The sequence below is a fragment of the Mycolicibacterium aurum genome, assembly GCF_900637195.1.
GTDB classification, from domain to species: domain Bacteria; phylum Actinomycetota; class Actinomycetes; order Mycobacteriales; family Mycobacteriaceae; genus Mycobacterium; species Mycobacterium aurum.
This window is the reverse complement of the sequence record NZ_LR134356.1, coordinates 18,966-39,727: the sequence shown is the minus strand read 5'-3', so window position 1 is coordinate 39,727 and position 20,762 is coordinate 18,966. Positions and strand designations below refer to the sequence as shown.

The window sequence follows — 20,762 nt, the reverse complement described above, 5'->3', positions numbered from 1 at the left end:
TCTGAGATGGGAACCACCGCAGCACGCGTTGTGGTTCGCGACACGGCTCGCCGAACGAGGAGAAGTCTCATGAGTGCAGGTACGCCGGCGGACATCGCCGCCGATCTCGTGGTGATCGGTTACGGCAAGGGCGGCAAGACCTTGGCGGCCGCCCTGGCCAAGCAGGGATGGCACGTCGTGATGGTCGAACGTTCACCGTCGATGTACGGCGGCACCTGCATCAACATCGGCTGCGTCCCCACCAAGGCCATGATCCACCGGTCAGAGCACCTCGCCCCCGGACTCCCGCACCGCGACACCTATCGGCAGGCAGTCAACTCCACTGCGCGCCTGACCGCGGGGTTGCGCGCCACCAACCTGGCCATGCTGCAGACGCTGGGCACCGCGACGGTTCTCACCGGTGAGGCGAGCTTCATCGACGAGCACACCATCGAGGTTCGCCCCGTCGACGGCGGCACCGTCACGGTGTCCGGCCGCTACATCGTGATCGGCACGGGTTCGGAGCCCGTCATCCCCGACATTCCCGGGCTCAGCGAGGCACGCAACGTGGTGACCAGCACTGAGCTGCTGACCGAACCCGACCTGCCGCAGCGGCTGGTGGTTCTGGGCGGAGGCTACATCGGCCTCGAGTTCGCGGCGATGCATGCCGCCTACGGCGCCCACGTGACCATCCTCGAACGCAAGCCGACCATCCTCGGCCGAGAGGATTCCGACGTCGCCGACGCCGCGCGCGACATCATTACCGGCGCCGGCGTGCACCTCGTCACCTCGGCAACCATCGATCACGTCGAAAATCACGACGACGGAACGAGTTCCGTGCACTACCGGATCGGGGAGGGTTCCGCGGTCGCGGTCGCCGACACCATCCTGGTGGCCCTCGGGCGGCAACCCGTCACGTCCCGGCTGTCGCTGGACCGTGCCGGCGTGCAGACAACCGATACCGGCGCGGTCGCCGTCGATGAGCACCTGCGCACCGCGGTGCCGCACATCTTCGCCGTCGGGGACGTCAACGGCGGCCCGCAGTTCACCTACGTCTCGCTCGACGACTACCGGATCGTGCTCGACCAGCTCACCGGCAGCGGGGCCCGGTCCACCGCCGATCGCGTGGCGATCCCGTACACGCTGTTCCTCACCCCACCGCTGTCCCGCGTCGGGACGACCGAACGGGAGGCGCTCGCCTCCGGACGGTCGGTGCGCACCGCGACGATGCGGGTCGCCGACATGGCCACGGTGCCCCGCGCCAGGATCGTCGATGACACCGCCGGGCTGATGAAGGTCGTGGTGGACGCCGACACCGACGAGATCCTCGGCGCGGCCCTGCTGTCCTACGACTCCCACGAAGTCATCAACACGGTGGCGCTCGCGATGCGACACCGGATCACCGCATCGCAGCTGCGCGACGCGATCTACACCCATCCCTCGATGACGGAGGCGTTCAACCAACTGCTCGGTGCGCTGTGACACCACGTGTCGGCGGCGTCGCTGTGGGTATTCCCGATGCACACCTTGGGGAAAGGAAGCCGATGGCGAAGCTCACGAAGTCCGGCGACGCGAAGAAGAGCGAGTTGCCCAGCACCTTGAAGAAGTCGGATGCGAAGGCGCAGCGAACCTTCGCCAAAACCCATGATGCCGCCGCCGAGCAGTACGGCGAAGGCGAGCGCGCGCACCGCACCGCCTACAACGCGCTCAAACACAGCTATGAGAAGGTCGGCGACCATTGGGAGGAGAAGCCCCAGCGCGGTCCGTCGGACGAGCGTGCCGAGAGCGGGGGTCCGAACCCCAGCGGTGACAGCGCCGAAGGCGTGAACGCCAACGCCAGCAAGAAGCACCTCACCGACATCGCCCGCCGCCTCGACATCTCGGGCCGATCGACGATGACCAAAGACGAACTCGTCGAGGCGATCATGAAAGCCAACAGGCGGGCCACCCGCGACGGGTCGTAGTCAGGCCTTCCCTGTCCGCTCGCGGTGCTTGCAGCCCGGCCAGCAGCATGGCCGCCGCTGGCCCTCTTCCAGCTCTTCCTGGGTGCGGCGGATGCGTCGCTCCCGGGTCTTGTCCTGTTTGGCGTCCTCGACCCAGCAGATGAATTCGTTGCGCGCCAACGGGGTGATGTCTTTCCAGGCGGCCAGCGCGGCGGCATTGCCGACCAGCGCCGTCCGTAGATCCGCCGGCAGCGTGTGGACCACGCCACCGGGAACACGCTCACTTCCCACCCGAGCAGACTAACCGGGCGCCCGGCGGTTGATCAGCGGTGCACGTCGGTGACCGCGACGGCGACCTCGACATCGGAACCGATGACCTCGTCGAGCACAGCGCGGCACAGACTATGCACCCGCTCGGAGACTGCGTTGACGTCGGCCAGGTAGCGACAGCTCACGTCCACCGAAACGCGTTGCAGAACACCATCATCGGACGTGGCTCTGATGTCGGTGGCGATATAGTCCGGATCGTCGCGGAGAGCGTGGCTCAACAACGTCGTGACCACAAGATCGCTCACCCGGATCACGCCCCGCGATCCGTCGGGGTCAGGATCGACGACCGCCAGCGGCCAGCCGCCGCGCGGCGTAGCCCGGACCGCGGCGATCACCCGCGCTTCGACCGCGGCCCACCCAGGTTCGGGCGCAGCGCGCAGAACTCGTCCCGCCTGCTGAATCAGGTCGTAATCCCCTATCGCCATTGCTGAAGCCTTTGTTGGAGGGTGGCACGGGCGCGATGGTGGTGGCCGCGCACTGCGTCAGCACTCAGGTTCAGGATGGTCCCGATCTGAGGGAAGGTCAACTGCTCGACCTCGCGAAGCATCCACACGGCGCGCTGGCGGGGCGGTAACTCGGCCAACGCGAGTTCCATCGCCTCGATGAACGCGTTGTTCGACGCCACCGAGAACGGACCGGCACGCGCGTCGGCCCGGACGGGTTCGATCAGCCGGTCGTCGATGGGGACCGCGCGTTTGACGCGGTGCGAATCGACCACCTTGCGGGCGCAGATGGTGAACAGCCAGGTGCGCAGGCTGCTCTCACCGCGGAACGTGGTGATCTGGCGCCAGGCTGCGACAAACGTCTCCTGCACGATGTCGTGCACGGCATCGGCATCGCGGGTCATGCGGCGCGCGTAACGATGCAGCGCCGGCCCGTGTCGTCGCACCAGCTCTTCGAATGCTTCGGTATCACCGGCGCGGGCGGCGGCAGTCAGCGCGCTGTCGTCCACGGCGGCAGCCCCGGTGTCGGGGGGATCGTCGTCGAGCACCCACAGCCTTTCTCCCGCGCGCACACCACTGGGCGCGACACACAAGCATTCGGAGCCGACGCGCGTTCGGACGTGTGGCGTAGACCACGAAAGTTCGACGTTCGGATCCGGCGCCGGGCAACGACCCACTCACGTACGAGAACGAGAAACGTCAACAAGGAAGGACGCGTGAGATGGCTACAACTCAGGCTCCGGCAACCAACACGCCGACCACCGTCGCCCCGGCGGCCAACGGACCGCTGACCACCAGCCACGGCCGCACCACCATCGCCGACACCGTGGTATCCAAGATCGCCGGACTCGCGGCCCGCGAGGTCCACGGTGTGCACGATCTCGGCGGCAACGCCAGCCGGGCCGTCGGCGCGCTGCGCGAGCGGATTCCGGGCGCCTCCACCAACTTCGCCCAGGGTGTTTCCGTAGAGGTCGGCGAGAAGCAGGCCGCCGTCGATGTCGACATCGTGGCCGAGTACGGGGTGTCCATCTCGGACCTGGCCGCCGGCATCCGCCGCAATGTGATCGCCGCGCTGGAGCGGATGACCGGCTTGGAGGTCGTCGAGGTGAATATCACCGTCCACGACGTGTTCGTCGCCGACCAGGACGAGGACGCCGACACCCACCTGACACGGGTCGAATAGTGCTGCTCGACGACGACGGTGCCGCCGACACGGTCGCGGGTATCGCCCGCGCCGTGCCCGGCGTCACCGGGCTGCACACCGGCATGTTCGGTGAGGTCGCCACCTACCTGCCCGGAAGGTCCGTGCCGGGCGTACGCATCACCGACGACCGCATCGACGTCCACATCTCCGTGGCCGCCGGGACTGCGGTCCGCGGCACCGCCGCAGCCGTCCGCGCCGCCGTCGGCGCCGAGTTTCCCGGCACCGACGTCGACGTGACCGTCGAGGACGTCACCTCGCCCCAGGTGCCCGACATTGATTCTGAGACCGACCAACTGGAGGAAGACAGATGACCACCGCTACCGCAGGCATGCTTGCCGGAGTGCTCCTCGGTGTCGCCGCTGCCGCAGGCGGGTTCACCGGCTTCCTACTCGCCCTGGTGCTCGGCGTGATCGGCTACGTCGTCGGCGGCCATCGCGACGGGGAGTTCGACGCGACGACCTGGCTGCGCGGACGCGGCCGTGGATGAGCTCGCTGTCCGGCAGCCCCCCGAAGAGCGCGGCAGGCTGACCATCCGTGACCGCGCCGTCGAGCGGATGGCGACCGCCGCGGCGCTGAACGCCGCCGGGGTGCACCGCCACGGCAGCGGACTCGGCCGGCTGGCCGGACGTGACCTGCCCCGCGTCGACGTCGGCGTCGCCGGCGACCACGTACGCGCGGACGTCGAGATCGCCGTCGCCTGGGGTCGGCCCTTGGCCGACACGGCCGCCGCGGTGCGGCGCGACATCGTCGAGGCACTCGCCACGCACGCCGGACTCGTGGTCGACGGGGTCACCGTGCACGTCGCCACCGTCATCTCGCCTGCCGACTCATCATCGTCCTCCAGGAATCTCTCATGACCATGACTCACACGGTAGATACCAATTCGACTCACGCACAGACTGTTTCGCCACGAAACGCGGTGATGCCCCGCGCCGCGGCCGGCGCCAGCACCGTGTCCGTCGTACTGGCGACACTGCTCATCGCCGCGGGTGCGGTCGGGTTGCGGGACGCCGCGGTCGCAGCGGGATGGCTGACCGGACAGTCCTGGGTGGCGGCCGCCGTCGACGCCGTCGACGGCCTGGCGCCCGCACCGTGGTTCCTACCGGTAGGCATCGCGGTGATCCTCGCCGGCATGACGCTGATCGGCGTCGCGGTCAAACCGCGCAAGAAGACCTCCGTGCCCGTCCAGGCCGACACCGCGGTGTTCACCGGCTTCGCCGACATCGCCCGGATCGCGACCGCGACCGCGTGCGACGTGCCCGGCGTCCTCGACGCAACCTCTACCGCCACCCGCCGCAAAGTCGTCGTCCGCTGCCGGGTCACCGGCGGCGATCGGGCCGCGATTCACAACCGGGTGGCCGACAGCGTCGCGGCGGGTCTGCAACTGCTCGGCACCATGCCGCGCATCGTGATCCGTCTCAGAGAGGAGCCTCAACCATGACCCGGAAGTCGGTCGCCGTCGACCGCGTCGCCGCACTGCTGACCGGCCTCGGCCTGGTCGCGCTGGGTCTCATCCTGGTGGGGTGGCAGCGCGGCACGCTCAATTTCGGTGCAGCGCTGGACTTGTCGACCGTCACCCGCGTGGTCGCTCTTCCTTGGTGGCCCTGGGTGGGGGCCGGGGCGGGAGTCCTGCTCATCGTGCTCGGACTCCGCTGGCTCGTTACGCACCACCGACCGCCCAAGGCTCGCCGTGTCACGCTGCGGCCCGCCGACCCCGACGGGGCGATGACCGCCGACGCGGCGTCGGTCGCCCATGCCGCCGGCGATGCGCTGGCCGGTCAGCCGGCGATCCTCAAGGCCAACGGCGTTGCGGTCGTGGAGCGGCGCGTGCCGACGGTTACCCTCACCGCAACGGTTCCCGGCCGCGGCGGGCTGCCCGTCGGGGTCGCGGCGGCCGACGAGGTGGCACGGACCGTGGCCGCCATGCTGGGAGATACCGTCGCGGTGCGGACGGTGCTGCGCGTGGACGGCAAGCGCCGGCACGGCACCGTGGCCTGACGCTCCATCCCCCGCGCGAGCTATGACACCATCGAATCGTGACGGTGTCAGTGTCGACGGTGAGATCGTCGCAGCCCGGCAAGCTCGTCGACGCCGCCGAGACTGTGGGGCGCACACACGCCGAGCTGCAGACGATCGTCGCGGGGGAACGCGAGACGTTGTCCCGGCTGCAGGAGCAGTGGACAGGTGAAGCCGCCTCGGCGGCCCTGGCCAACGGACTGAGCGATCTCGCCCGGCAGGAGCGGATCGCCCGGCGACTGCTCAACCTCCAGTCGGCCCTGCAGAACGGCGGGATGCAACTCGAGGCGCTGGGCGACGCACTCCTGGATCTGGTGTCCACCCTGGACCGGTTCGGATTCGCGGTGGCCGACGACGGCACCGTGACCCCCGAGCAGTGGTTGGTAGGACGCTTCCTGGACGGCCTGGCCGACAAGTTCACCGCCTTCCTGCAGAAGATGCTGCAGCTGTACACCGACCTCGACGAGAACACCGCCGCCGCCATCGACCAGGCGGCCGGACCCGACATCCCGAACCCGCCGCTCGATGTCGGCGGAGTGCCACTGCAGATCCCGTCTCCGGATACCGACCCGGCCGAGGTCAAGCACTGGTGGGACTCGCTGACCGAACAGCAGCGCCAGGAGCTCATCGCCCGACATCCGCCGATCCTGGGCAATCTCAACGGGATTCCCGCCGAGGTCCGCGATCCCGTCAATATCGCGGTGATGGACGACGACCTCGACCGCCTGGAGAACATCGCCGAGCGCCACCACCTGTCGGTCGACGACGTGGCGGCCGATCCCGGCCGATATGGCTTGTCGGACAACGACGTGACGCGCTACCAGAACGCCAGGGAGACACAGGAGGGCCTGCTCCACCAGGCGGGCATCCCCAGTGACGAGCACCGCCGCTACTCCAGCTACAGCGATGCCGAGATGCGCGACAGGAACCTTCGCCCCGCGATGCTGTGGGCCTACGACCCGCAGGCGTTCGACGGCAAGGGCAGAGCGGCGATCTCGCTCGGCAACCCGGACAAGGCCGCCAACACCGCGGTCATCGTGCCGGGCACCAGCGCCAGCGTGCGCGACGGGTGGCTGTCCGACGGACACAACGACGCCATGAATCTGTACGACCAGTCCCTGCATGCCGACCCCGGGGACCCCACCGCCGTCATCTCCTGGATGGGCTACAACACCCCGGAGAGCTTCACCGACCCCAACATCGCCAACACCGGCCTGGCCCGCACCGGTGGCGACGCGCTCGCGTGGGATGTCAACAGCCTCAGCGTCACCCACGAGCCCGGAATCGCACAGCACGTGACCGTCGCCGGGCATTCCTACGGATCCACCACCGTCGCCGACGCATTCGCCAACAGCGGCATGCAGGCCAACGACGCGATCCTGCTCGGCAGCCCCGGAACCGACGTCGCACACAGCGCCGCCGACTTCGGCCTCAACGGCGGACAGGTCTACATCGGCGACGCCTCCACCGATCCCGTCGGTTGGCTGGGTCAGATGGGCGACACCATGCCCAGCCAGCTCAACGAGTCGCTGGGCAACATGATCGGACCGTCCGCCGGGCTGGGCACCGACCCTGCGTTCGAGGACTTCGGCGCCACCAGATTCCGTGCGGAAGTCCCCGGCGCCGACATGATCGACCCCGGCGACCACTCGTACTACTACACACCCGGCAGTGAGTCGCTGCGCAGCATGACCGAGATCGTCACCGGCAACAGCCATCGACTCGACGAGTTGGGTCTGCTCGCCCAGCCCAGAACCGAATTGTCCGTGTCCACACCACAATCCATGGACCTCCCCATCGTCGGCGAGGTGCCGTTGCCGCACGCCGACGTGGACACCCCGGTGATCTACGACCCGGAATGGAATCGCCCAGGAGAATCAGTGACCAACGACCATGGGTACAACTAACCGTCTCCGGCGCCGCTCCGCGGCGCTGCTCGTCATGCTCGCCGCCGCGAGTTCTGCACTAGGAGGATGCTCGCCGATGTCCCCGTCCGGGCAAGACAGTCAGGCCAGCGGGCCGACCACTCCCCCACCGTCTGACGACCAGTCGCGGGCCGAGGTGGTGGACGCAGCCAGGCAGCTGGTGCAAGCGACCGACCTGAAAATCACGTACGCCAGCTTCCAGTGGGAGTGGTGCAACGATCAGGGTGAACCACCGTTCCACGGCCGGGTCGACCTGGCGTGGGAAGTACCTCCCGGTTCCAGCAGCCAGGAGGCCAGCAAGCAGATCGCTGCCACCGCCGCGCAACAACCCGGGTGGGCCCCCGGACCTCCGCCGGGCTTCCAGCCGGCGGGCGACGTCGTGCACAAGGGCGGGGTGATGGTGGTCGTCGGCCCGGGCAACTACCCCGAACGCGGCGCCGTCCAGATCTTCGGCGAGTGCCGCAACATGAACGATCACGGTGACGACAACCAGATCACCGATATCACCGCCGAGGTGCGGGGCAGCTGACCGCCCCCGGAGACCGCTATATCGCGAATGCGCGAGGCGGCCCGGCCAGACTCGCCTTGGCGTCGAGGCCCATCGGGTCGAGGATCTCGATGTCGCCCGCCTCGAGGCCGTCGAGCGCCAGCCGCACGAGATCGGCCGGATCCATGACGGCATCGTCGGGCAGATCGATGCCGTGGCGCTCCGCGAAATCGAGCAGGGTCTGGGTGCCGATCAGGCCGGGCACGAGCGCCGCCACCTGGGTTCCCTGGGCGGCCAGTTCGAGTCGCACGCCGTTGGTCAGACCCCACTGCGCTGACTTCGCGGCCGCGTAGGCGGTGTTGCCATCGACGGTGGTCCACGCCGCTGCCGACAGCACGTTGAGGATGGCTCCCCCGCCGTTGCGCGCAAGGATCGGCGCGAAAGCCCGGATCATCGCCAGGGTGCCGTAGTAGTTCGAATCCATCGTCGACCGGATCGCGTCCAGATCTCCGGTGACCAGGTTTCCCCCCGCGGTGTCGGCGGCATTGTTGATCAGCACGTCGACATCGCCGGCCACCGCGGCCACGGCGTCCACCGACGACTGGTCGGTGATGTCGAGGCGGAGTACCTCCGCACCGGGGATGTCCACCAGTTCCGGACGACGTGCCGTGGCGTACACCTTGGCGCCGCGCTGCAGCAGTTGCACGGCAAAGTGCTGTCCGATTCCCCGGTTGGTTCCCGTCACCAGGACGGTCGCTCCACGCAATTTCATTTGTATTCCAACACCTTTCGCGATCCCCGCATTAATATGACCGATTGGTCATATTCCTGCTCCAGGTTGGCACAAGATGACCGAGTGGTCAACTTGGTAGTCTCGGTCGCGTGCCCACCAGCGATCGGCCCGTCCGCGCGGACGCAGCGCGCAACCGCGCACTGCTGCTGGCCGCCGCCGAGGACGAATTCCGCGAACGCGGCGCCTCGGCGTCGGTGGCCGACATCGCCCGGCGGGCCGGAGTGGCGAAGGGCACCGTGTTCCGGCACTTCCCCACCAAGGAGGATCTGATCGCCTCCATCGTCTGCGAGCACGTCGCGGTACTCGCCGAGGCCGCGGCGCGGCTGGCCGACTCACCCGATCCCGGCGCCGCACTACTGGAGTTCCTGACCCTGGCCGCCGACCAACGCCAACGGCACGATCTGACGTTCCTGCAGTCAGCCAGCGACGGCGACCCCCGGGTCACCGAGGTTCGCGATGCGCTGCACGAGCACCTCGAAACGCTGGTCGACCGGGCACGCGCGTCGGGCGCCATCCGAGCCGACATCACCGAGGCCGACGTCTTCCTGATGATGTGCGCACCCATTCACATCGTCGAAAACCTCACGGCCCCAGCGCCGCTGCTGTGGCAGCGCTACCTGGCCATCATCTTCGACGGGTTACGCGCCGACGGAGCGCATCCTCTGCCGCAGCCCGCGCCCGTCGTGCCCTGACCCGAAAACGCTCGACGCGCACTGGCCACGCCCACCGGTGTTCCTGGTGTTCAGCGTCGTTATGTCGTGGGTGTTCAACCACACGGGCGAGAGCATGCCCGTCGTGATGCTGATGCAATGTCGTGGTTCGCCTGCCCATGGCGTCTCAACCCGTGACCGCAGCGGCAAGAGCTGTGTGGGCACCACCGCGGGGGGATTCAACGGGCGAAGGTCCCAGGTGTCCAAACCACTCTTCTATGGACCAATCCCACCAAGCACAACGGCCACGAACCATTACTGGTTCGTGACCGTTGTACCTGCGGTTCGTGGAACCGCTCGTGGTGGGCGAAGGGGGACTTGAACCCCCACGTCCCGAAGGACACTGGCACCTGAAGCCAGCGCGTCTGCCATTCCGCCACTCGCCCGAAACAACCGGGGGAGCCTATCACGCAGGCAACCCCACTTCCCAACCGTACTGGCGCACCCCCGCCAACTCCAAAACCATCCTCAGCGGATCTTTGACCTGCGCCGATGCGATTCTCAGAATTCTGGTGTTCCCGCATCGGCGTGGAGGGCCGATACCATGCATCCAAGCAATGACGCCGGCCGACACGCTGGCGGCGTAAACGCGCCGGTAGCCGCGGCGCACGACAGCGAGGGAGGCGGTCCGATGGGTTTGGTCGGCCGCTTCGAGCGCAAGCTTGAGGACAAGGTCGGGGACGCGTTCGCACGGGTCTTCGGAGGATCCATCGTGCCGCAGGAAGTGGAGTCGCTGCTGCGCCGCGAAGCCGACACCGGTGCACGTGAAGTTCACGGCGGACGCATTTTGGCCCCGAACGACTACGTCATTACCCTCAGTGTGCCTGACTATCAGAACGTGAGTGCCGATCCGGACATCACCGCAACCACGTTTGCCAAGCACCTGGAGGGATACATCCATGAGCAAGGGTGGCAAACGTATGGTGATGTGGTCGTCAGATTCGAGCAGTCACCTAACCTGCACACCGGACAGTTTCGCGCACGTGGGGCGGTCAACCCCGACGCGACCACAGTCGAACCCGCCCCACCACAACGAGACGTCACGTCCCCCGCAGAACCAGGAGTACCACCGATGACCGACAATCCGACTTACCGCGGCGGCCAGGGACCGGGTCGGCCCGGAGACGACTACTACAACCGCTCCGAGGACGACCGCTACAACCGTCCCCCCGAAGACCAGCGCGGTGGCGGCTACCCGCCGGCCGATCAGGGTGGCTACCCGCCGCCCGCCGAGCAGGGTGGCTACCCGCCCCGCGGCGGCTATCCCGACCAGGGCGGCTACCCGGACCAAGGCGGCTACCCGGACCAAGGCGGCTATCCCGACCAGGGTGGCTACCCGGAGCAGGGCGGCTATCCCCCGCAGTCCTACGAGCAGCGTCCGCCCGCGGGCTACGGCCCGCCTCCCGGCGGTGGCTACCCCGACCAGGGGTACCGCCAGGGCCCTCCCGGGTACGGACCCCCTCCGGCCGGGCAGCCCGGGTACGGCGCACCGTCGAATGAGTACGACTACGGGCGTCGTCCCGACGAGGGCGGTTACCCCCCGCCGGGACGGCCCTCCTATCCCGACCAGGGCGGCTACCCCGATCAGGGCGGCTACGGCGGACAGCAGTACGGGCGCCAGGACTACGCGCAACCCGACTACGGCCGCTACGGCGAGGCGCCGCCGGCCGGCTACGCCGACCAGGGCTATGGCGAGCAGGGTTACGGGGATCAGGGCTACAGCGACCAGGGCTACGGCGCTCCGGGCGGCCAGGCCGGCGGCTACGGCGGCTACGGCAGCGGCCAGGGTGACTACCCGGCCGGCGCCACGGTGACGTTGCAGCTCGACGACGGCAGCGGCCGCACCTACCAGCTGCGCGAAGGTGCCAACGTGATCGGCCGCGGGCAGGACGCCCAGTTCCGGCTGCCCGACACGGGTGTGTCTCGTCGCCACCTGGAAATCCGCTGGGACGGTCAGGTCGCGCTATTGTCAGACCTCAACTCCACCAACGGCACCACGGTGAACAACGCTCCGGTTCAGGAGTGGCAGCTGGCCGACGGCGACGTCATCCGGCTCGGACACTCCGAGATCATCGTCCGCGTTCACTGAGGACCGACTGCTCGGGGAGGCCGCTCAGCGCTTGCGCGGGGAGTATGACGGGGACGAGCGCATGCGCGAGGAGTATCGCCGGGACGGAGAGGACGTCAGATGCAGGGCCTTGTACTGCAGCTGACCCGCGTCGGCTTCCTGTTGCTGCTATGGCTGTTCATCTGGTCTGTGCTGCGCATCCTGCGCACCGACATCTACGCGCCGACCGGCGCGGTGATGGTGCGTCGCGGGCTGGCGCTGCGCGGCTCGCTGCTGCCCAACCGATCACGCAGGCATGTCCCCCGGCAGTTGGTGGTCACCGAGGGCGCGCTGGCGGGCACCCGCATCCCCCTCGGAACCCAGCCGGTGCTGATCGGCCGCGCCGATGACTCGACACTCGTGTTGACCGACGATTACGCCTCGACTCGCCACGCCAGGCTCTCACCACGCGGTCCGGAATGGTATGTAGAGGACCTAGGATCGACCAACGGCACATACCTCGACAGGGCGAAGGTGACGACAGCGGTACGAATTCCGATGGGTACCCCGGTGCGAATCGGCAAGACGGTGATCGAGCTGCGCCCGTGACATTAGGACTTCGATACGCGGCCCGAAGCGACCGGGGGCTGGTGCGCGCCAACAACGAGGACTCGGTCTACGCCGGCGCGCGCCTGCTTGCGCTCGCCGACGGCATGGGCGGGCACGCCGCCGGTGAGGTCGCCTCACAGTTGGTGATCGCCGCGCTCGCCCACCTCGACGACGACGAGCCGGGCGGCGATCTGCTCAGCAAGCTCGACTCCGCCGTGCGCGAAGGTAACTCGGCGATCGCCGCACATGTGGACGCCGACCCCGAACTCGAGGGCATGGGCACCACGCTCACCGCAATCCTGTTCGCGGGCAACCGGCTTGGCCTGGTGCACATCGGCGACTCCCGCGGCTACATGCTGCGCGACGGTGAGCTCGCCCAGATCACCAAGGACGACACGTTCGTCCAGACCCTGGTCGACGAAGGCCGGATCACCGCCGAGGAAGCGCACAGCCACCCGCAGCGGTCCCTGATCATGCGTGCCCTCACCGGCCACGAGGTGGAGCCGACGCTGATCATGCGCGAGGCCCGCGCCGGCGACCGCTACTTGCTCTGCTCCGACGGACTGTCCGACCCGGTCAGCCAGGAGACCATCGCCGAGGCGCTGCAGATCGAAGATGTCGCCGCGAGCGCGGACCGTCTCATCGAGTTGGCGCTGCGCGGCGGCGGACCCGACAACGTCACCGTGGTGGTCGCCGACGTCGTGGACTACGACTACGGGCAGACCCAGCCCATCCTCGCCGGAGCGGTATCGGGCGACGACGACCAGAGCGCCCCGCCCAACACCGCGGCGGGCCGCGCCTCGGCGTTCAATCCGAAGCGCAATGCCGCCAAACGTGTTGTGCAGCAACCGGAAGAGCCTCCGCCGCGACCCCGTTCGCGGCGACGCATGATCATCGCCGCGACGGTGCTGGTCCTGCTGGTGCTCGCAGGCCTGGCAGTCGGGCGAGAGATCGTGCGCAACAACTACTTTGTCAGCGCACACGACGGCACCGTCTCCATCATGCGGGGTGTCGAGGGCTCCTTTCTCGGAATCTCTCTCCAAGAGCCCTACCTTCTCGGGTGTCTGAACGCCCGCAACGAACTTTCCCTCATCAGCGCGGACCAGTCCCGCGACAGCCTGTCCTGCCGGCTGCTCGGCGTCGACGACATGCGTCCCTCCGAACGCGCCCAGGTGATCGCCGGCCTGCCGTCCGGCTCGCTCGACGAGGCCATCGGGCAGATCGAGGAACTGTCGCGCAGCTCGGTGCTTCCGGTGTGTGCGCCACCGGCCCCGGCGACGACACCCGCCCCGCGCCCCGCACCGACGTCGGCCCCGCGTTCGCCGGCTCCCTCCGGCGCTCCGACCCCCGCGCCGCCGCGCACCGTCACATCGTCGCCGGCGCCCTCGTCGCCGGCCCCCTCCCCCGCGCCGTCGGGAACCGCCGCGCCCGCGCCGTCGGGCCCGCCCTCCCCCGCGCCGACGCCCACCCCGACCGTGACCGCGCTTCCGCCCCCACCACCTGAACCGGGAACGAACTGCCGGGAAGTGTCATGAGCACCCAGCCGCAGCCGCGCGTCGCCGTGACGCCTGCGCTGCCCAACCGTCGCAACGCCGAACTGCTGCTGCTCGGTTTCGCGACGGTGATCACCACGATCGCGCTGCTGCTGGTCGAGGCGAACCAGGAACAGGGTCTGCGCTGGGACCTGGCCCAGTACACGGTTGCCTACCTGGCCCTGTTCAGCGGAGCACATCTCGCGGTGCGGCGCTTCGCCCCCTATGCCGACCCACTTCTGCTTCCCGTTGTCGCACTGCTGAACGGACTGGGACTGGTGATGATTCACCGTCTCGATCTCGCAGAAGCCCAGACGTCGGTCCGAGGCCTGGGCGGCACCGCCAACCAGCAGATGTTGTGGGCCCTCGTCGGTGTACTCGGTTTCTGCGCGGTGGTGATCTTCATCCGCGACCACCGCACGCTGTCGCGCTACGGCTACGTCTGCGGCCTGACCGGCCTTGTCCTGCTTGCGATTCCCGCGGTACTGCCGAGCAGCATGTCGGAGCAGGGCGGCGCGAAGATCTGGATCCAGTTTTCCGGGTTCTCGATCCAGCCCGCCGAGTTCTCGAAAATTCTTCTGCTCATCTTCTTCGCCGCCGTGCTGGTGTCCAAGCGCAGCCTGTTCACCAGCGCGGGCAAGCACGTGCTCGGTATGGACCTTCCGCGTCCACGCGACCTGGCTCCCCTGCTGGCCGCGTGGATCGCGTCGATCGCCGTCATGATCTTCGAGAAGGACCTGGGCACCTCGCTGCTGCTGTACGCCTCATTCCTGGTGATGGTGTACATCGCCACCGAACGCTTCAGCTGGGTGGTGCTCGGGCTGTCGCTGTTCGCGGCGGGAAGCATTGCCGCCTATTACCTTTTCGACCACGTCCGGGTCCGGGTCCAGACCTGGAGTGATCCGTTCGCCGACCCCGACGGCGCCGGCTACCAGATGGTGCAGTCGCTGTTCAGCTTCGCCACCGGAGGCATCTTCGGCACCGGCCTCGGCAACGGACAGCCAGGGACCGTGCCCGCGGCGGCCACCGATTTCATCATCGCCGCGATCGGCGAAGAGCTTGGGCTGGTAGGACTTTCGGCCGTTCTGATGCTCTACACGATCGTCATCATTCGAGGCTTGCGCACCGCGCTCGCCGTGCGCGACAGTTTCGGCAAGCTCTTGGCGGCCGGGCTGGCAGCGACATTGGGCATTCAGTTGTTCATCGTCGTCGGCGGCGTCACCAAGCTCATCCCGCTGACCGGCCTGACCACACCCTGGATGTCCTACGGTGGATCGTCACTGGTGGCCAACTACGTGCTGCTGGCGATCCTGGTGCGCATCTCCCACGCCGCCCGCCGCCCCCTGGAGGCCCGAGCGACGCCCGCAGGCTCCATAGCGGGCGCGAGCACCGAGGTGATCTCCAAAGTATGAACACCTCACTGCGCCGCATCTCGGTGATGATCATGGGCCTTGTCGTGCTGCTGCTGGCCAATGCAACCCTGACCCAGGTGTTCACCGCCGACGGCTTGCGCTCCGACCCGCGCAACCAGAGGGTCCTTCTCGACGAGTACTCCCGCCAGCGGGGTCAGATCTCGGCGGGCGGACAGCTGCTGGCGTATTCGGTGTCCACGGAAGGCCGGTTCCGATTCCTGCGGACCTACCCCAACCCGTTGACCTATGCGCCCGTGACCGGCTTCTACTCGTTGAGCTACTCCAGTTCCGGACTCGAGCGCGCCGAGGACACCATTCTCAACGGCTCCGACCAGCGGCTGTTCGGCCGCAGGCTCGCCGACTTCTTCACCGGCCGCGATCCCCGCGGCGGCAACGTCGCCACCACCATCAACCCGCAGGTTCAGCAAGCAGCGTGGGACGCGATGGAAAGCGGCTGCGACGGCCCCTGCAAGGGCGCCGTGGTTGCGCTCGAACCATCCACCGGAAAGATCCTGGCCCTGGTGTCTGCCCCCTCCTATGATCCGAACCTGTTGGCCACCCACGACATTGCCGAACAGGCCGAGACCTGGCAGCGCCTCCGTGACGACCCGGACTCGCCCCTGCTCAACCGCGCCATCTCCGAGACCTACCCGCCCGGGTCGACCTTCAAGGTCGTCACCACGGCCGCGGCGCTGCAGGCCGGCGCCACACCGCAGACCCAGCTGACCGCCGCGCCGCAGATCGCCCTGCCGAACAGCACCGCGACGCTGGAGAACTTCGGCGGGTCATCCTGCGGCGGCGGCCCCACCACGTCGCTGCAGAATGCGTTCGCCAGGTCCTGCAACACCGCGTTCGTCCAACTCGGCATCGACACCGGCGCCGACCAGATGCGCTCCACCGCGCTCGCCTTCGGCGTGGACGCCCCCCCGCCGACCATCCCCCTGCAGGTGGCCGAGTCCACGATCGGACCGATGACCGACAGCGCGGCGCTCGGGATATCCAGCATCGGGCAGAAGGACGTCGCCCTGACCCCCCTGCAGAACGCGATGATCGCGGCGACGGTCGCCAACAAGGGCGTCACGATGCGTCCCTACCTGGTGGAAAGCCTGAAGGGTTCCGACCTGGCGAATATTGCGACCACGGTCCCTACCGAAGAGCAGCGGGCAGTGCCCGAGCCGGTCGCAGATACACTTACGGACTTGATGGTCGCCGCCGAGCAGGTGACTCAGCAGAAGGGAGCCATCGCCGGCGTGCAGATCGCATCCAAGACCGGCACTGCGGAGCACGGCACGGATCCGCGCAACACGCCGCCGCATGCCTGGTACATCGCCTTCGCGCCCGCTCAGGCACCCAAAGTCGCGGTCGCAGTCCTTGTCGAGAACGGCGGTAACCGCCTGTCGGCGACGGGCGGCGCGCTGGCCGCTCCGATCGGACGCGCGACCATCGCGGCGGCGCTGCGGGAGGGCTCATGAGCCCCCGTAGCCGAGCGAAGCGAGGCGAGACATGAGCCCCCGCGTTGGCGTGACGCTCTCCGCCCGCTACCGGTTGCAACGGTTGATCGCCACCGGAGGAATGGGCCAGGTCTGGGAAGGTGTCGACTCCCGCCTGGGCCGTCGCGTCGCCATCAAGGTCCTCAAAGCCGAGTACTCGGAGGACCCGGAGTTCGTCGAGCGGTTCCGCGCCGAGGCGCGCACCGTGGCGATGCTCAACCACCCGGGCATCGCCGGCGTGTACGACTACGGCGAGACCGACATCGACGGCGAGGGCCGCACGGCCTACCTGGTGATGGAACTGGTCAACGGCGAACCGTTGAACTCGGTGATCAAGCGCACCGGGCGGCTGTCCCTGCGGCACGCACTGGACATGCTGGAGCAGACCGGACGCGCACTCCAGGTCGCACACAGCGCCGGACTGGTGCACCGCGACGTCAAGCCAGGCAACATCCTCATCACCCCCACCGGACAGGTGAAGCTGACCGACTTCGGCATCGCGAAAGCCGTCGACGCGGCGCCCGTCACGCAGACCGGCATGGTGATGGGCACCGCCCAGTACATCGCCCCCGAGCAGGCACTCGGACACGACGCCACCGCGGCCAGTGACGTGTACGCCCTGGGAGTTGTTGGCTACGAAGCGGTTTCGGGCAAGCGGCCCTTCACCGGTGAGGGGGCCCTCACCGTGGCGATGAAGCACATCAAGGAGAACCCTCCCCCACTGCCCGCCGACCTGCCGCCCAACGTCCGCGAGCTGATCGAGATCACGCTCGTCAAGAATCCCGGCATGCGGTACAAGTCCGGTGGCCCCTTCGCCGACGCCGTCGCCGCCGTGCGCGCGGGACGCAGGCCGCCACGGCCCAACGCGGCCCCGTCGATCGGACGGGCGGCGCCGACGGCGGTGCCGCCGGCCACCCAGGCGCGGCCCGTCGCCGAGGTCACCCGAGCCCCGGCCCCGACCTCGCGCGCCCGGGCCACCGGCAGCCACCACCGCTCGGCTCCTCCACCGCGGCGCACCTTCTCCTCCGGCCAGCGTGCACTGCTGTGGGCCGCGGGGGTGCTCGGTGCGCTGGCGATCGTCATCGCGATCCTGATCGTGCTCAACGCCCAGGACCGCAAGGATCTCCCGCCGCCGACGACCGTGACCGAGACACCCGGACAGACGACGTCGCCGCCGGCGGACACGCCAGGGGCCGCTCCGCCGGCACTGCGCACTTCTGAACCCGACCGAAACTGGGTATCCCGACCACCCGACCGGGCGTCACCGCTGGTGACGCTGCCCGCTCCAGAACAGATGTTGCAATGACAACCCCACAGCACCTTTCCGACCGCTACGAAGTCGGCGAGATCCTGGGCTTCGGAGGTATGTCCGAAGTCCACCTCGCGCGCGACCTGCGATTGCATCGCGACGTCGCGATCAAAGTGCTGCGCGCCGATCTCGCCCGCGATCCCAGCTTCTATCTGCGATTCCGCCGGGAAGCCCAGAACGCGGCCGCGCTCAACCATCCCGCGATCGTCGCCGTCTACGACACCGGCGAAGCCGAGACCTCCAACGGACCGCTGCCGTACATCGTCATGGAGTACGTCGACGGCGTGACACTCCGCGACATCGTCCACGGCGAGGGTCCGATGCCCGCCCAGCGCGCCATCGAGGTGATCGCGGACGCCTGCCAGGCGCTGAACTTCAGCCATCAGCACGGCATCATCCACCGCGACGTCAAGCCGGCCAACATCATGATCAGCAAGACCGGCGCGGTGAAGGTGATGGACTTCGGCATCGCGCGTGCCCTCGCCGACGCCGGCAACCCGGTCACCCAGACCTCCGCCGTGATCGGCACAGCGCAGTACCTGTCCCCGGAGCAGGCGCGTGGCGTGAAGGTCGACGCCCGCTCCGACGTGTACTCGCTGGGGTGTGTGCTCTACGAGATGCTGACCGGCGAGCCGCCCTTCGTGGGTGACTCACCTGTCGCCGTGGCGTACCAGCACGTCAGGGAAGATCCGGTGGCGCCGTCGCAACGGCACGGTGGAATCTCACCCGAGCTCGACGCCGTGGTGCTCAAGGCGCTGGCCAAGAACCCCGACAACCGCTATCAGACGGCGGCCGAAATGCGCACCGACCTGGTCAAGGTGCACAGCGGTGAGGCGCCCGACGCCCCGAAGGTGTTCACCGACGCCGAACGCACGTCGATGCTGTCGGCCGCGCCGGCAGGCAACCGCACCGAGCCCATCGACCCGGCCGGCCCGCATCAGCCCCGGTACGTGGAACGCGAGCGCAGCGGATCACTGGGACGCTGGCTGATCGCCGTCGCCGTCCTGGCGGTGCTGACCGTCGTCGTCACCATCGGGATCAACATGTTCGGCGGCGAGACCCGCGACGTGCAGGTGCCCGACGTGCAGGGGCAGCCGTCGGCCGACGCCATCGCAACACTGCAGAACCGCGGCTTCTCGATCCGTACCCAGCAGAAGCCCGATTCGTCGGTGCCCCCGGACCACGTGATCAACACCGAGCCCGACGCCAACACCGCGGTCGCGGCCGGCGACGAGATCACCCTCAACGTGTCGACCGGACCCGAGCAGCGCGAGGTGCCCGATGTGTCGGGCCTGAGCTATACCGACGCGGTGCGCCGGCTGACCGACGCGGGCTTCGACCGTTTCCGTCAGACCACGTCGGCATCGCTACCCGAACAGAAGGACCGGGTGCTCTCCACGGTGCCACCGGCGAACCAGACCTCGGCCATCACCAACGAGATCACGATCGTGGTGGGCAAGGGTCCGGCCACCGCCGTCATCCCCGAGTGCGTCGGCCAGACCGTCCAGGTGTGTCAGCAGATCCTGGGAGCGTCGGGATTCACCACCACCGTTCCTGTCGAGGTGGACAGCACGACACCCGCAGGTCAGGTGGTCGGCATCGAACCCGCGCCGGGTCAGACGGTCCCGCAGGACTCGGTGATCCAGATCCAGGTGTCCCGCGGCAACCAGTTCGTGATGCCCGACCTCACCGGCATGTTCTGGGTCGATGCCGAACCTCGTCTGCGGGCGCTCGGCTGGACCGGGGTGCTCGACAAGGGTGGCGACGTGCAGAACAGCGGTCAGCGGACCAACGCTGTGGTCAACCAGAACCCGGCCGCCGGTTCGGGTGTGAACTACGGCGCCAGGATCACGCTGAACTTCGCGTCATAGCTGCCTGAACGGCGCCTGCGACCTCGGCCTCGAGCTCGCACACCAGCGCTTCGGACGGCGCGGCGCCGCAGTAGGTCAGCCAGTTGGCGAGCATCCGGTGCCCACCCTCGGTGAGGATCGACTCGGGGTGGAATTGCACACCGTGAATCGGCAGCTCGGTGTGACGGACGCCCATGATCACGCCGCCGTCCGTCGTGGCGATGACCTCGAGCTCGGCGGGCACGGTGTCGGGCAGGATCGTCAACGAGTGGTACCGCGTCGCCGTGAACGGGTCGGGCAGGCCCTTGAGCACGCCGGCGTCCGCGTGGTGGACAGTGCTGGTCTTGCCGTGCAGCAGTTCGGGCGCGCGGTCCACGGTGCCTCCGAAAGCCACGCCGATGGCCTGATGCCCGAGGCACACGCCCAGGAGCGGCGTGTTCGCCGTGGCGCACGCGTGCACCAGCGGGATGGACGCTCCCGCTCGCTCGGGGGTGCCCGGTCCTGGGCTTAGCAGCACTCCGTCGAAATCCTCTGCCGCGCGGGCGATATCGGCGTCGGTGCGCAGCCGGTCGTCGTCATTGCGCCACACCTGGGCGTCAACTCCGAGCTGGCCCAGGTACTGGACCAGGTTGAACACGAAGCTGTCGTAGTTGTCGACGACCAAGACCTGCATGTCACCAGGC

At 68.3% G+C, this 20,762-nt stretch carries 23 protein-coding genes and 1 tRNA gene; 18 read left to right on the top strand and 6 right to left on the bottom strand.

The genetic code is table 11. The features are described 5' to 3' along the window. Positions 1-69 precede the first annotated feature (69 nt). Entirely contained in the window at positions 70-1,461 is a 1,392-nt protein-coding gene (locus EL337_RS00210) for an FAD-dependent oxidoreductase (protein WP_048635383.1), read from the top strand. Positions 1,462-1,523: 62 nt separating this feature from the next. Continuing rightward, the gene (locus EL337_RS00205) at positions 1,524-1,943 is read left to right on the top strand and encodes a ChaB family protein (RefSeq protein ID WP_048635382.1); all 420 of its coding nucleotides are present in this window, start codon (positions 1,524-1,526) and stop codon (positions 1,941-1,943) included. Here the strand turns inward: EL337_RS00205 and EL337_RS00200 are convergent, their stop codons facing one another. The 3 genes from EL337_RS00200 to EL337_RS00190 are packed head-to-tail and all read right to left on the bottom strand — an operon-like array spanning position 1,944 to position 3,243. Then, entirely contained in the window at positions 1,944-2,213 is a 270-nt protein-coding gene (locus tag EL337_RS00200; RefSeq protein ID WP_048635381.1) for a YdeI/OmpD-associated family protein, read from the bottom strand. A 32-nt stretch (positions 2,214-2,245) separates the two neighbouring features. Beyond that, positions 2,246-2,677, bottom strand: coding sequence for a hypothetical protein (locus EL337_RS00195; protein ID WP_126316464.1), 432 nt, complete (start codon positions 2,675-2,677; stop codon positions 2,246-2,248). After that, positions 2,668-3,243, bottom strand: coding sequence for an RNA polymerase sigma factor (locus EL337_RS00190; RefSeq protein ID WP_048635422.1), 576 nt, complete (start codon positions 3,241-3,243; stop codon positions 2,668-2,670). Before EL337_RS00190 ends, EL337_RS00195 begins: the two co-directional genes overlap by 10 nt. 173 nt (positions 3,244-3,416) lie before the next feature. On the opposite strand from EL337_RS00190, the gene EL337_RS00185 reads away from it, so the two are divergent. From EL337_RS00185 to EL337_RS00150, 8 genes are all read left to right on the top strand, one after another. Further along, positions 3,417-3,878, top strand: coding sequence for an Asp23/Gls24 family envelope stress response protein (locus EL337_RS00185; protein WP_048635379.1), 462 nt, complete (start codon positions 3,417-3,419; stop codon positions 3,876-3,878). Beyond that, positions 3,878-4,210 carry an Asp23/Gls24 family envelope stress response protein gene (locus tag EL337_RS00180; RefSeq protein ID WP_232786928.1) on the top strand — a complete coding sequence of 111 codons (333 nt, stop codon included), beginning with the start codon at positions 3,878-3,880 and terminating at the stop codon, positions 4,208-4,210. Before EL337_RS00185 ends, EL337_RS00180 begins: the two co-directional genes overlap by 1 nt. Then, positions 4,207-4,386 carry a hypothetical protein gene (locus tag EL337_RS00175; protein WP_048635377.1) on the top strand — a complete coding sequence of 60 codons (180 nt, stop codon included), beginning with the start codon at positions 4,207-4,209 and terminating at the stop codon, positions 4,384-4,386. The genes EL337_RS00180 and EL337_RS00175 overlap by 4 nt, the downstream gene beginning before the upstream one ends. Continuing rightward, the gene (locus EL337_RS00170) at positions 4,379-4,756 is read left to right on the top strand and encodes an Asp23/Gls24 family envelope stress response protein (RefSeq protein WP_053086875.1); all 378 of its coding nucleotides are present in this window, start codon (positions 4,379-4,381) and stop codon (positions 4,754-4,756) included. Before EL337_RS00175 ends, EL337_RS00170 begins: the two co-directional genes overlap by 8 nt. 65 nt (positions 4,757-4,821) lie before the next feature. Next, a complete protein-coding gene (locus tag EL337_RS00165; RefSeq protein ID WP_048635375.1) occupies positions 4,822-5,340 on the top strand; it encodes a DUF6286 domain-containing protein in 519 nt (172 codons plus the stop codon). Next, entirely contained in the window at positions 5,337-5,897 is a 561-nt protein-coding gene (locus tag EL337_RS00160) for a hypothetical protein (protein WP_048635374.1), read from the top strand. Before EL337_RS00165 ends, EL337_RS00160 begins: the two co-directional genes overlap by 4 nt. A gap of 38 nt (positions 5,898-5,935) precedes the next feature. Beyond that, a complete protein-coding gene (locus EL337_RS00155; RefSeq protein WP_048635373.1) occupies positions 5,936-7,822 on the top strand; it encodes an alpha/beta hydrolase in 1,887 nt (628 codons plus the stop codon). Positions 7,823-7,898: 76 nt separating this feature from the next. Beyond that, positions 7,899-8,369, top strand: a complete 471-nt coding sequence (locus EL337_RS00150) for a lipoprotein LppJ family protein (protein ID WP_232786927.1) — start codon at positions 7,899-7,901, stop codon at positions 8,367-8,369. Positions 8,370-8,385: 16 nt separating this feature from the next. Here the strand turns inward: EL337_RS00150 and EL337_RS00145 are convergent, their stop codons facing one another. Next, positions 8,386-9,099: an SDR family NAD(P)-dependent oxidoreductase gene (locus EL337_RS00145; RefSeq protein ID WP_048635371.1), complete on the bottom strand. Its 714-nt coding sequence runs from the start codon at positions 9,097-9,099 to the stop codon at positions 8,386-8,388. A 110-nt stretch (positions 9,100-9,209) separates the two neighbouring features. On the opposite strand from EL337_RS00145, the gene EL337_RS00140 reads away from it, so the two are divergent. Beyond that, positions 9,210-9,812 carry a TetR/AcrR family transcriptional regulator gene (locus EL337_RS00140; protein WP_048635370.1) on the top strand — a complete coding sequence of 201 codons (603 nt, stop codon included), beginning with the start codon at positions 9,210-9,212 and terminating at the stop codon, positions 9,810-9,812. A gap of 318 nt (positions 9,813-10,130) precedes the next feature. Here the strand turns inward: EL337_RS00140 and EL337_RS00135 are convergent. Continuing rightward, a tRNA-Leu gene (locus EL337_RS00135) sits at positions 10,131-10,216 on the bottom strand. 245 nt (positions 10,217-10,461) lie between these two features. Here EL337_RS00135 and EL337_RS00130 point away from each other — a divergent pair. The 7 genes from EL337_RS00130 to pknB all read left to right on the top strand — a co-directional run bounded on the left by EL337_RS00130 (position 10,462) and on the right by pknB (position 20,100). After that, complete coding sequence (locus EL337_RS00130) at positions 10,462-11,919, top strand: FhaA domain-containing protein (RefSeq protein WP_048635369.1); 1,458 nt, start codon at positions 10,462-10,464, stop codon at positions 11,917-11,919. Positions 11,920-12,018: 99 nt separating this feature from the next. Then, positions 12,019-12,486 carry an FHA domain-containing protein FhaB/FipA gene (locus EL337_RS00125; protein ID WP_048635368.1) on the top strand — a complete coding sequence of 156 codons (468 nt, stop codon included), beginning with the start codon at positions 12,019-12,021 and terminating at the stop codon, positions 12,484-12,486. After that, on the top strand, positions 12,483-14,021 hold the full coding sequence (locus EL337_RS00120) for a PP2C family protein-serine/threonine phosphatase (protein ID WP_126316462.1): 1,539 nt from the start codon (positions 12,483-12,485) through the stop codon (positions 14,019-14,021). Before EL337_RS00125 ends, EL337_RS00120 begins: the two co-directional genes overlap by 4 nt. Beyond that, positions 14,018-15,430, top strand: coding sequence for a peptidoglycan glycosyltransferase RodA (locus EL337_RS00115; protein WP_126316460.1), 1,413 nt, complete (start codon positions 14,018-14,020; stop codon positions 15,428-15,430). The genes EL337_RS00120 and EL337_RS00115 overlap by 4 nt, the downstream gene beginning before the upstream one ends. Further along, complete coding sequence (gene pbpA, locus EL337_RS00110; RefSeq protein ID WP_048631537.1) at positions 15,427-16,902, top strand: D,D-transpeptidase PbpA; 1,476 nt, start codon at positions 15,427-15,429, stop codon at positions 16,900-16,902. Before EL337_RS00115 ends, pbpA begins: the two co-directional genes overlap by 4 nt. Before the next feature lie 31 nt (positions 16,903-16,933). Next, positions 16,934-18,226 (top strand): protein kinase domain-containing protein, encoded by a 1,293-nt coding sequence (locus tag EL337_RS00105; RefSeq protein ID WP_048631536.1) that lies wholly within the window; start codon positions 16,934-16,936, stop codon positions 18,224-18,226. Beyond that, the gene (pknB, locus tag EL337_RS00100) at positions 18,223-20,100 is read left to right on the top strand and encodes a Stk1 family PASTA domain-containing Ser/Thr kinase (RefSeq protein WP_048631535.1); all 1,878 of its coding nucleotides are present in this window, start codon (positions 18,223-18,225) and stop codon (positions 20,098-20,100) included. The genes EL337_RS00105 and pknB overlap by 4 nt, the downstream gene beginning before the upstream one ends. On the opposite strand, the gene EL337_RS00095 is transcribed toward pknB, so the two are convergent. Continuing rightward, complete coding sequence (locus EL337_RS00095; protein WP_048631534.1) at positions 20,078-20,752, bottom strand: aminodeoxychorismate/anthranilate synthase component II; 675 nt, start codon at positions 20,750-20,752, stop codon at positions 20,078-20,080. The genes pknB and EL337_RS00095 overlap by 23 nt on opposite strands. Positions 20,753-20,762: the final 10 nt, after the last annotated feature.